The sequence below is a fragment of the Peptoniphilus timonensis JC401 genome, from assembly GCF_000312025.1.
GTDB lineage: Bacteria > Bacillota > Clostridia > Tissierellales > Peptoniphilaceae > Peptoniphilus_A > Peptoniphilus_A timonensis.
In genome coordinates, this window is the sequence record NZ_HE978593.1 from 526,275 (window position 1) to 537,493 (window position 11,219).

The window sequence follows — 11,219 nt, forward strand, 5'->3', positions numbered from 1 at the left end:
TTTCTGATAATTATATGATTTCTTATTTGATTTCTTCATTTTTAATAGGTGTCTTTTCTGAAAGTTTTGCTGTGTATTTTAAAAAACCAGCAACAGTATTTACCTTACCTTGTTTAGTTCCCCTTGTTCCTGGAGCTGGCATGTATTATATTATGTATTATTTTATAGAATCAAACTATGTAGTAATGAGAGAGCAAGTTATTAAAACAACACTCACTACATCTGCTTTGGCTTTGGGCATTGTATTATCTCAAGGTATTGTCAGAATAATAAGAGAATTAATTAGAAATTATAAAAACAATAGCATAAAAAAATAAAAAACAAACCCTAGTTACAATCTAACTAGGGTTTTTTTAGAATAAGTTTATCTTTCATTAATTTTTTTAACAATCATTTCATTTGCAATTTTTGGATTTGCTTTTCCTCTAGATTTTTTCATAACTTGGCCAACTAAAAATCCAAGTGCCCTGTCTTTACCTTCTTTAAAATCAATAATAGATTGTTCATTTTCATCTAAAACTTCATCAACTATTTTTTCAATAGCTGAATGATCAGTCATTTGAACAAGTCCAAGTCTCTCAATTATTTCTTGAGCACCATCACCTGTTTCAAACATTTCTCTTAAAACTTTTTTACCAGCATTATTACTAATTTTTTCACTCTTAATTGAATTTAAAAGTTCAATAAATTGCTTATTTTCAAATGGAAGTTCAAATTTAACATCATCAGTTATTTCTACTCTTCTTAATATTTCAGTTTGAATCCAATTTGAAAGTAAAGTATAATCCTTAAAATCTTTTGCAAGCTCTTCGAAGAAATTTGCAAGTTCCCTTGATGAAGTCAATACAGATGCATCTTCCTCTGTTATTTTATATTCTTCGACAAATCTTTCTATCATTTGAGATGGAAGTTCTGGCATTTTATCGACTATTTCTTTTATCTCTTCGTCTGTAATATGAATTATTGGAAGATCTCCTTCTGGTGCAAATCTATAATCGTTTGCTGTGTATTTAACTCTCATCAAGACTGTTTCATTCTTTGCATCGTCCCATCTTCTTGTTGTTTTTATTTCATCTTCATTGTTTTCAAGAAGCTTAATATGTCTATCTACTTCAAAATCAATAGCTTTTTCAACCCCTCTAAAAGAGTTAAGATTTTTAACTTCTGTTATTGCTGTTTTTTCTCCAGTTTCCACATTCTTGACATTGACGTTGACATCACATCTAAGAGATCCTTCTTCCATCTTACAGTCAGAAATATCTAGAAATCTCAATGTTGATTTTAATTTTTCAAGGAATTCACGAGCTTCTTTACCGCTTGATATATCAGGTTTTGTTACAATTTCAATAAGTGGAACTCCACATCTATTGTAATCCATAAGGGTTTCATTTTCTTCTGTGTGGAGGCTCTTAGCAGTATCTTCTTCCATTTGAATTTGGAATAAACCAATTTTTTCTTACCTTCATCTGTATCAATTTCAAGATATCCATCAGTACAAATAGGTTCATCATTTTGAGTAATTTGAAATCCCTTAGTTAAGTCTGGATAAAAATAATTTTTTCTATCAAATTTAGATTTATTATTTATTTTACAATTAAAAGCAGTACCTGCCATTACTGTGTAGTTAATTACATTTCTATTTAATACAGGCATTCCTCCAGGAAGAGCTAAACAAACTGGACAGACATTTGTATTAGGTTCATCGCCAAAAGTATTCTTGCAAGAACAAAAAGCTTTTGTTTCCGTAGAAAGTTCAACGTGAATTTCTAAACCTACAATTGTTTTATATTTCATTTATTTAAACTCCTTTCAAAAGCTAATGATGCTTGAAGTAAATCTTTATCTTTAAATCTCTTTCCAGTAAATTCTATTCCAACAGAAAGTCCGTCTTCTCCAGCTGGCATTGGCAATGAAATTGAAGGAGAACCAACAATATTTGCAGGTACAGTAAATAAATCTGCTTGATACATTTCAACAGGACTCATGTCATCGTCAATTTTAAATGGAAGAACTGGGAATGTCGGACAAATCATGAAATCATAATCTTTAAACATCCTATCCATATCTTTCTTTATAAGACCTCTTACTTTTAAAGCCTTATAATAAAATTCGTCTGCATTATCCATAGAAAGAATATGAGTACCAATCATTATTCTTCTCTTAACTTCGTCGCCAAATCCTTCGCTTCTTGAAGCACGATACATTTCTTCTATTGTTTCAAATTTTTTATCTGTTCTATGACCGTATCTTATGGAATCAAAACGTGCCATATTTGATGAGATTTCTCCATTTACTAAAATATTATAAGTTTCAATCACATGGTTAAGTGATTCAATTTCATATTCTTCTACTACTGCTCCATTTTCTTTTAAAATTTCAATGGCTTTATTTAGTTCACCACTTACCCTTTCATTTAAATCCATATTTAAATAAGTTTTTGGAATGGCAAACTTCTTTCCTTTAAGATTTTTTATTGAATTATCAGAAAAATCAAAATCAAAATTTAATCCAGGATTACCCACAGAAGTTGCGTCTTTTTCATCGCGACCTTCTATCACATTAAACATCATAGTAATATCTCTAACATCATTTGCAATAACTCCAGGTTGATCAAAGGTGTTGGCCATAGTAGCCATCCCAAATCTAGAAATTGAACCATAAGTTGGTTTCATTCCTACTGTTTTACAAAAACTAGAAGGTTGTCTAACAGATCCACCAGTGTCGGATCCAATTGATATAGCTGCCATATTTGCACTTACTGAAGCAGCTGATCCTCCAGATGAACCACCAGAAACTCTTGTTAAATCCAAGGGGTTTTTTGTTACACCAAAATATGAAGTTCTTGTTGATGCCCCCATAGCGAACTCATCTAAGTTTACCTTCCCTAATATTACTCCATCATTTTTCTTTATTTTTTTTACTAAACTTGCATCATATGGAGCGATATAATTTTCGAGCATCTTAGATCCACATGTCATTTTTACATCTTTAACTGAAATATTATCCTTTACAGAAATTGGAACTCCAGCAAGAGCTGACATTTCTTCTCTATTATGAAATTTTTCATCAACTTTTTTTGCTTGATCTATTGCCATCTTTTCAGTAACTGTAATATAGGCATTAATATCTTTATCTTTTTCTTTAATATTATCTAAAAATTCTCTTGTAACTTCTTCACAAGAAAAATCTCTATTTCTATATCCTTGGGCAATCTCCCAGGCTTTTAATTTACTAAAAGTCATGAGTCTCCTCCTAATCTACAAACTTAATAAGTTTAAAATAACCGTATTTTTTAGTAGCGGCATTTTCAAGTGCCTCTTCTTGTGAAAGAGACTCACCAGTTTTATCTTCACGAATATTATTTTCTGTTCCATTAACTTGAAAAACTTTATCGACACCATCAGTATCAATTTCTTTTATCTTGTCAACAAGTTTAATATTTTCTTCAAAGGTTGGTGCAAATTTATCAAGCTCTTCTTCAGAAAAATCTATTTGAGCTATATTTGCAATATGCCTTATTTCTTCTTTATTCATTTAAACCTCCTACTAATTCTTTAAGATTTTTTAAACTTAAAATTTTTATATTTAAAGATTTTGCTTTATCATATTTAGAACCAGGGTTTTCACCAACAACTACATAGTCAGTTTTTTTACTAACAGAACTTGTAACTTTTGCTCCTAAAGAAATTAATTTTTCTTCTAATTCCTTTCTCGGAATTTCTAAACTTCCTGTTAATACAAAAGTATTTCCTTCAAGTGGTTTATCTAAAACCTCATCACTTTCATATTTTGGCTTTACACCTAACTCAAAAAGCTCACTAACTGCTGTAATTATTCTGTCATCATGAAAAAATTCTACAATTTCTCTCGCAGTTATATCACCTATATCTCCAATAGAAATAAGTTCAGCTTCATCTGCATTTCTTAATTTTTCAAAATTTTTAAAATAATTTGCTAAATCTCTAGCAGTTTTTATACCTACATTGGGGATTCCTAAGGCATATATAAAATTAGCCAAATCTGGATTTTTAGATTCTTCTATTGCATTTAAAAGATTTTTAGTCCTCTTTTCTTTAAATCCTTCTATTCTTATTATATCTTCATATTTTAACTTGTAAACATCTGGGATTTCTCTCAAATTTACAGTTTCCATAAGTTTTTCAATAGTTTTTTCACTGAAACCCTCAATATCCATTGCATCTCTAGAGGCAAAATGAGTTAATCTTGATACTAACTGTGGGACACAAGAGAGTGTATTAGGACAGAAAATATGAACTCCATCTTGATAAAGGTGTGAACCACAATAAGGACAATATTTTGGCTTTTCTATCTCAATTGTCTTCTCATCACTAGGTAAAGTTCCAAGAATTTCAGGAATTACATCATTAGATCTTCTAATTAAAACTCTTGAACCAATTTTAACTTTCTTTCTAAGTATATCGTCATAATTATTTAAAGTTGCTCTTTTAACAGTTACTCCGCCAATTTCTACTGGTTCCAAGATTGCAGATGGTGTTACTTTGGCAGTTCTTCCTACATTCCAAATTACATCTAAAAGAGTAGTTGAAATTTCTTCTGCTTCAAATTTATAGGCTACTGCCCAGCGTGGAAATTTATTAGTGTAACCAAGAGCCTTTCTAGTTTCAATATTATTTACTTTTATAGTAACTCCGTCAATTAGTATATCAAGTTTATCTCTATTTTCTCCTATTAAATTAATTTTTTCTAATATTTCAGAGAATTTTTTCACTTTAAAATTATATTTTGAAACTTTAAAGTTGTTATCTTTCAAGAAATTTTTAATATCATCATCTGATTTAAATAAATCTTCTTCAATATATCCAACATTATAGAAAAAAGCTGTTAAGTTCCTCTTTTTAGTTACTTTAGGGTCCAAGTTTCTCAAGGCACCTGCAGCAGCATTCCTTGCATTTTTTAGTTTTTCTTCATTTTTTTCATTATACTTTTGTAATTCAGATAGGGGCATTAAACCTTCACCCTGAACTTCAATTTTACCCGAATAATTTATACGAAGTGGAACTGAATAAATTGTTTTAACCTGTTCTAATATTTCTTCACCAACACTTCCATTTCCTCTTGTTGATGCCATAATGAGATTTTTATTATCATAAGTTAAATTTATGGTAAGCCCATCAAATTTAAGTTCTACTACAAATTCTGGATCAGGCAATTTATTTATATTTTTGTTGTTATAATCTTTAACAAAATTTATTATTCTATTATACCAAGCTAAAAGAGAATCATCACCTTGTGCTTTATCCATAGAATACAATCTTGAAAGATGAATGTGTTTATTAAATTTATCTAAAACTGCTCCGCCCACTCTTGTGGTTGGTGAATATGAGAGGACAGTCCCAGTTTCATTTTCTAAATTGACAAGTTTATCATATAACTTATCATATTCTCCATCTGAAAGAAGTGGATCATCAAGGGTATAATAATGGTAATTTAATTTATCAATTTTTTGAATTAAATTTTCCATTTCTTTTATCTTATCATTCATATTTCACCCACTAATCAACTAGCTTTATAGGAGCGACAGATAGCATAAGCCTTTTTAAGCCTTTTTTGTCAAAGGAAATTACAACTTCAAAATCACCATTCTTTTCTTTCTTTTGAACTACCATACCCTTGCCAAAAATCTTATGCTTAACCTTATCGCCAACATTTATATTTTTATCAGTAGCTGAAACTTTTTCTTTTTTTGTCTCAACTTTTTTATCAAGTCCAGAGAATCTTTTAGGTCTATTGCTAGAATATTTATTTCCTTCATTGTAATCTCTTACTTCCAATAATTCACGATTTTTATCTTCAATTATTTCTATTTTGTCTCCCATTTCCTCTATAAATCTACTTCTTTTTGCTGGCGTTAACTTACCATACATAGATCTTGTCCTAGAAGATGATATAAATAGATTATTACAAGCTCTTGTTACTCCTACATAGCAAAGTCTTCTTTCTTCTTCAATTTCTTCTTCATCTTCAAGGGATCTACTAGTTGGGAAAAGTCCTTCTTCTAATCCAACTAAGAAGACAGTACCAAATTCAAGTCCCTTTGCTGCGTGCATTGTCATGAGATTAACACCAATATCTTCAGAAGTTTTTATCAACATCCGAAAGAAGAGATAGAGTATTTAAATATTCAGCTAGCTCAACGCCCTCCCTATCATATTCCATAATATTGGAATTAAGTTCTTCTATATTTTCTAGCCTAGTTTTCGCTTCAATAGTATTTTGATTTTTTAAATCAAGAACATAACCACTTTCATAAAGAACCTCTTCAAAGAGTTTTCCTATGGAAAGATTTTCTGATCTATCTTTTAATATTTTCAAAACACTTCCAAATTCTTTTACATTCTTTCTTGCTCTTAGATTTAAATCTTCAAACTTATCAATATTAGTAACAAGATCATAAAGTGAAATACCATTATTCTCTGCATAATCTAGCATATCTGAAAGAGAAGTGTTGCCTATTCCTCTTTTTGGTCTATTAATTATTCTCGACAAACTCACATTATCATCACTATTATTGAGAACTCTTAAATACGCCAATACGTCTTTAACTTCCATTCTGTCATAGAACTTTAGTCCTCCTACAATTTTATAGGGAATTCTCTCTCTAACTAAAGCCTCTTCAAATCCTCTTGATTGAGCATTGGTCCTATAAAGAATTGCCATATCTTTAAATTCTTCACCTTTATAATTTAGACCAATAATTTTATTTACAACACCGTATTCTTCTTCGTTTGAATGAGGAAATTCTCTATAAACAACATCTTTTCCACCATCTCTAGAAGTCCAAAGATTTTTGTCTATCCTAGTAGAATTATTTTCAATTATTTTATTTGCAACTTCAAGAATTTTTTGAGTTGACCTATAATTTTGTTCTAGTTTAACAATTTTTTGCACCTGGAAAATCCTTATGGAAATTCAAGATATTATTTATATCTGCTCCACGCCACTTATAAATTGATTGATCATTATCACCGACTACTGTTAAATTAGGTGATTTTCCAGAAACTAATTTAATAAATTCATATTGGATTTTATTAGTATCTTGATACTCGTCGACAAAAATATATTCAAATTTTTCTCTATAAAAATTTCTCACTTCTTCATAATCTCTCAATAATTCAACTGTTTTTATTAAAAGATCATCAAAATCTAGAGCGTTGTTATTTATCAATTTCTTTTCGTATATTTCGTAAATTTTAGCAAGATTTTCTTTGAAAAAATTTCCCTTATTAACATTTAAATATTCGTGGGGGCTAAGTCCATCACTTTTTATATTAGAAATATCATTAACTATTGCCCTAGCTTTGTAAACATCTTTGTCAAGAGAAAGTTCAGCGATAGCTTCTTTTGCTACTGTGATTTGGTCATCTCTATCATAAATTGTAAAACTAGACTTATATCCAATTTTTTCTATATTTCTTCTAAGTATTCTCACACAAATTGAGTGAAAAGTTCCGATCCACATTGAGGAGATATCTTCATTAATTAATTTTGCAACTCTCTCCCTCATTTCATTGGCAGCCTTATTAGTAAAAGTTATTGCCAAAATCTTCCATGAAGGAACTTTTAATTCTTCTATTAAATATGCGATTTTAGAAGTAACAACTTTAGTTTTACCACTTCCAGCACCTGCCAAAATTAATAGAGGCCCTTCAGTCGCTAACAAAGCTTCCTTCTGTTTATCATTTAATGTATTTATATCCATGACTTCTCCTTACTGATAAATATTATATGTGTTTTTTGATATCATTTCAACTTTTTAGGATATCAGTTATTACATAAGATGCAAGAACCATGCCACATACTGGTGGTACAAAAGAAATTGAACCTGGAGTTCTATCACTCGTTTTTATTGGTAATTCTTCAGAGCAAACTACCTTTAGTTTCTTTATGTTCATTTCTTTTAGTTTTTTTCTCATTATTCTAGCAAGAGGATCATTTTTCGTCTTTTCTATATCCATAATTTTAAACTTTGTAGGATCAAGCCTATTTCCTGCTCCCATTGCAGAAATGATTTTAATATCCTTATCATAGGCTTCTTTTATTATCAAAAGCTTAGATGTTATAGTGTCAATTGCATCTACAACATAATCATAATTTTCAAAATCAATATCACTTATATTATCTTCAGTTACAAATAAATAATATTTTTTTATTAATAAATCTGGATTTATATCTAGAAGTCTTTCTTTACAAGCATCAACTTTTCTCATTCCGAGAGTTTTCATAGTTGCAAAAACTTGTCTATTTACATTTGTTATCTCGTATTCATCACCATCTACTAGACCAATCTTACCAATTCCTGCTCTTACTAAAGATTCAGCTAGCGAACCACCAACACCACCTAAACCAAAAACTAATACCGATTTTGAATTTATTTTTTCTATATCTTGATCTGAAATCATTCTTTTTGTTCTACTTAAAAATTCCAATTTTCCTCCAATTTGAAAGGGCCGTCATAAGAACAGCCCTTTAATATTATTTCAATTTTATGTTTGTAAGACTATTTTCGCCAAGAGTTCCACTACCCTCAACTATGTCATTTATATTATGTTTTCTAAAAGTATTTACAGTTACAATTTCTCCTGTATTAAAGCTTGTTGAATCAGATTCTATTATTCTAAGTTTAATAAAATTAACTTTTTCACTACTAATTATTTCTATAACTTCACCTTTAAAATTAACATTTGTGCTAATTTCTCCAGCTTCTAAATCAGCTTTATCCATACTATTATTATTTAAAATCGAATCATTATTTTCATTAACAGGATTTTTATTTTCTTCAGAATTTACAATAAGATCTTCAGCTTTTACTTCATTATCAAGATTATTTTCAACTATTGGTTTATAATTTTCTAAATATTTTAAAGAATTAGAAGTTATAACTGCAATTTCACTTCTTCTTATCGCTAAATTACCGTTAAATTTTCCATCTGAACCAGTAGAAGTAAATATCTCTTTATTTACAAGACTTGGTAAATATTCTAAAGTAATTGGATGAATCTTTTCTATATCTTTATAATTTAAATTTGATTTATCTTTGGATTTTTCCATAGTAAAAGCTCTTGCAAAATAAACAGCAATTGTATTTCTATTTGGAAAAACTTTATTTTCTAAAAATCCTCTTTCTCGTGCACTTGTTAAAGTTTTTTCTGTTATTGTCCCATGATAGAGATTATAAGATACTGCATCTTTTGCCCAATCCAAAACTCCATTTGAGTTCACAATCTCCATATTAGCCTCTCTAGCTAATTTTAATTCTTCTTCACTAGGATTTAAAAGAGTTTTTATAATTTGCATTGTTTCTAGAAAGCTAACAGGATTATTAGGTTTAAAAGTTCCATCTTCATAACCATTTAAAATATTTTTATTAGATAATTCATCTACATATTTATAAGCCCAAGAAGTACTGCCAGTTTCCTTAACATCTTTAAAAGATTTTGCAAATAGACTTGCTGGTGCTAACAAGATAGCTAAAACCAAATTTATTGCTATAATTTTATTTTTCATTTTATCACTCCATGCTAAATTATAGCATAAAAAAGCATAAAAAAATAGAAACCACAAAGGGTTTCTATTTAGTAATTTAATTAAAATTGTCTTGCTCCATTTTCATAATAGTAATTCCTATTATTGTAACTGCGGCGATTACTATTTAAGAAATATCTATAATCCTTAAAATCACTTTTTCTTGAAGTACCATTTGCATAATCTAAATATTCTCCTGGATTTCCAAGACTTCTATTATTTGAATCTGCTATTATTTCGCCATCATAATTTAAATATCCATCAAGTGATAGGACTTCATATAATCCTAATTCTTGACTTGTTTGGAAATATAAAGTGTTTCCTGGATTTAATCTAGCATTATCTGATTGTATAACTTTTAATCCAATTTTATATATTCTATTATTGTCGAAACTAACATCTTTTCTACTTACAACTTGGAACATTGCACTGAATTGAAGATTAGAATCTACTATAGTAATAGTTTCAACTTCTCCATAATTATTCAATGTTAACAAAACATTTTTACCTCTAAGATAGGATTCAGTTACTTGAGTTTGTCTTGTTCCATTGTAATTTTTTATTTCAAATCTGTTAGCTAAATAATATTTTTTTGTATATCCATCAACTGTTCTTATGTCAATGTAACGGTTTCTATAATCGAAAGAAGACTCATCGCTACTATAACCAATTACTTCTCCCATTAGATCGTGTTCTCTATTATTATCAGAAGCAAGTCCTTTTACAACTTTATAATTTACAAATAAGTTAACTTCATCTCTAAAAGTTATATTATTTAAATCTTTTGTTTCATTTGTAATATAAAATTCGTATGTTTTTCCATCACTTAATTTTAACTTTATTGATGATTTATCTTTATTAGAGTTATCTATAGAAACTATTTGTCCTTTTACATAAGCTTCTTTTGGATAAACTGTCATTTCAGTAATTTTATTATCATTATTAGTCTTGAATTCAACTAAATCGTCATTAGCTATATCTTCAAGTTTCAAATCTTTTCCATAAGCTTTAATTTTTACATTTGTGTCAAGATCAAATGTCTTTGTATCTGATGTTGAAATCTTTGATGTAGTTCTAAAGTTAAGTGTGTCAGAATTGCTTCTGTATCTAAGTGTTATTTGATTATTTCCCTTAGAATTTACATATCCAACCATGTCAAGCATTGCATTTGTAACGTTTATTGTCTTTGCAGTGCCTTCTCTTTCACCACTATTTGCTTTAACATATTCAATTTCAACTTCTTGACCTGCTTTAATATCTTCAAGTTTAAGATCTTTGTCTTTTAATTTATATTTTGTATTGTTGTCAATATCAAAAGAATATTTTTGATTATTTGATTCAATAATAATTACATTTACATTGTTAAGTTTTGAAGAAAGAACAACAGTACCTTTTTTCTTTTCAGTTTTTGCATTTATTGTATTTTTTTCTGCATAATCAAAAGAAGCTTTAGTAATTATTGCAGTTTCGGCACGAGTGATAGGTCTATCTCCTTCGAAGTTTCCATCAGATCCTGTAGAAGTGAAAATATCTGCTTCAACTAATGATGCAAGATATCCCTTTAGGGTTTCACTCATCTTATTTTGATCCTTGTGTTTTAATAAGTTTGTATTTCCTTTTGAGTTCAAGTTAAGAGCTCTTGCAAAGAAAATTGC

At 29.1% G+C, this 11,219-nt stretch carries 7 protein-coding genes and 2 pseudogenes; 1 reads left to right on the forward strand and 8 read right to left on the reverse strand.

What is annotated here, in order from left to right; genetic code table 11:
• On the forward strand, positions 1 to 317 hold a 317-nt coding region (locus tag HGPT_RS02555), incomplete at its 5' end, for a threonine/serine exporter family protein (protein WP_040542277.1).
• Between the two features lie 47 nt (positions 318 to 364).
• Here the strand turns inward: HGPT_RS02555 and gatB are convergent.
• The 8 genes and pseudogenes from gatB to HGPT_RS02595 form a co-directional block, all read right to left on the reverse strand.
• Positions 365 to 1,794 (reverse strand): annotated as a pseudogene (gene gatB / locus HGPT_RS02560) (Asp-tRNA(Asn)/Glu-tRNA(Gln) amidotransferase subunit GatB).
• Complete coding sequence (gene gatA, locus HGPT_RS02565; protein WP_019138317.1) at positions 1,791 to 3,242, reverse strand: Asp-tRNA(Asn)/Glu-tRNA(Gln) amidotransferase subunit GatA; 1,452 nt, start codon at positions 3,240 to 3,242, stop codon at positions 1,791 to 1,793. The pseudogene gatB and the gene gatA overlap by 4 nt, the downstream one beginning before the upstream one ends.
• A gap of 10 nt (positions 3,243 to 3,252) precedes the next feature.
• Positions 3,253 to 3,534, reverse strand: a complete 282-nt coding sequence (gene gatC / locus HGPT_RS02570; protein ID WP_019138318.1) for an Asp-tRNA(Asn)/Glu-tRNA(Gln) amidotransferase subunit GatC — start codon at positions 3,532 to 3,534, stop codon at positions 3,253 to 3,255.
• The gene (gene ligA, locus HGPT_RS02575) at positions 3,527 to 5,524 is read right to left on the reverse strand and encodes an NAD-dependent DNA ligase LigA (protein ID WP_019138319.1); all 1,998 of its coding nucleotides are present in this window, start codon (positions 5,522 to 5,524) and stop codon (positions 3,527 to 3,529) included. Before ligA ends, gatC begins: the two co-directional genes overlap by 8 nt.
• Positions 5,525 to 5,534: 10 nt before the next feature.
• Positions 5,535 to 7,741: pseudogene (locus HGPT_RS02580) on the reverse strand (ATP-dependent helicase).
• Between the two features lie 46 nt (positions 7,742 to 7,787).
• Positions 7,788 to 8,468 carry a tRNA threonylcarbamoyladenosine dehydratase gene (locus tag HGPT_RS02585; protein WP_019138320.1) on the reverse strand — a complete coding sequence of 227 codons (681 nt, stop codon included), beginning with the start codon at positions 8,466 to 8,468 and terminating at the stop codon, positions 7,788 to 7,790.
• A 46-nt stretch (positions 8,469 to 8,514) separates the two neighbouring features.
• Complete coding sequence (locus tag HGPT_RS02590; protein WP_019138321.1) at positions 8,515 to 9,546, reverse strand: S-layer homology domain-containing protein; 1,032 nt, start codon at positions 9,544 to 9,546, stop codon at positions 8,515 to 8,517.
• 80 nt (positions 9,547 to 9,626) lie between these two features.
• On the reverse strand, positions 9,627 to 11,219 hold a 1,593-nt coding region (locus HGPT_RS02595), incomplete at its 5' end, for an S-layer homology domain-containing protein (protein ID WP_019138322.1).

Excerpts from the sequence above, each read along its gene's own strand:
- gatA (WP_019138317.1), bottom strand. The coding sequence starts at position 3,242 with ATGACTTTTAGTAAATTAAAAGCCTGGGAGATTGCCCAAGGATATAGA.
- gatC (WP_019138318.1), bottom strand. The coding sequence starts at position 3,534 with ATGAATAAAGAAGAAATAAGGCATATTGCAAATATAGCTCAAATAGAT.
- ligA (WP_019138319.1), bottom strand. The coding sequence starts at position 5,524 with ATGAATGATAAGATAAAAGAAATGGAAAATTTAATTCAAAAAATTGAT.
- HGPT_RS02590 (WP_019138321.1), bottom strand. The coding sequence starts at position 9,546 with ATGAAAAATAAAATTATAGCAATAAATTTGGTTTTAGCTATCTTGTTA.